This window comes from Bacillus cereus group sp. BfR-BA-01331 (genome assembly GCF_022663915.1).
GTDB lineage: Bacteria > Bacillota > Bacilli > Bacillales > Bacillaceae_G > Bacillus_A > Bacillus_A mycoides.
This window is the reverse complement of the sequence record NZ_JAKUGJ010000142.1, coordinates 1-648: the sequence shown is the minus strand read 5'-3', so window position 1 is coordinate 648 and position 648 is coordinate 1. Positions and strand designations below refer to the sequence as shown.

The window sequence follows — 648 nt, the reverse complement described above, 5'->3', positions numbered from 1 at the left end:
TTGTTTTCCTTGTTCGTTTAGTTTATAAGCTAAGAAAGAAGTGAACATACCCCACCCATTATCAGCAACACTTTTTCCAAAATGAAGTGCTCGTGACATTCCTTTCATGTTTAGGTCTTCAATAGCCACAACATCAAAATGAGTAGCTAACTCTTTAGACTTATGATGAAGGAAGTTCTTACGTTGGTTCGCTACTTTTTCATGTAACTTAGCTACACGGATACATTGTTTATTCCGACGAATAGAACCTTTGGTTCTTCTTGATAATACTCGTTGTGCCTTTGCTAATCGGTCTAACATTTCACGATAGAACTTAGGATAATTGGCTTTCTCATCCTCAGAACTAACGTATAATCCATCCATCGCAAAGTCTAATCCAACAACTGTTTCTACTTCTTTTTGTACAATCTCTTTTTCGTATTCAGTCAAGATGGACACATAGTATTTACCAGTAGGTGTCATAGAAATCGTACATGACTTGATCATATAATCTTGTGGTATCTCTCTATGCTGTTTGATACGTACCATTTTCAGTTTTGGCAATTTGATATGACCAGTAAGCAACATAATATTTCCGTTTACTACATTCGTTGTATAAGACTTTCTGTCTTTTTTACTTTTGAATGTTGGGAAGTCATTTTGACCACT

1 protein-coding gene is annotated in these 648 nt (G+C 35.3%); it reads right to left on the bottom strand.

Going from position 1 to position 648, the window contains the following annotated elements:
* Positions 1-648 (bottom strand): transposase (locus tag MR155_RS31320; protein WP_242312121.1); only part of this gene is annotated, 648 nt, incomplete at both ends.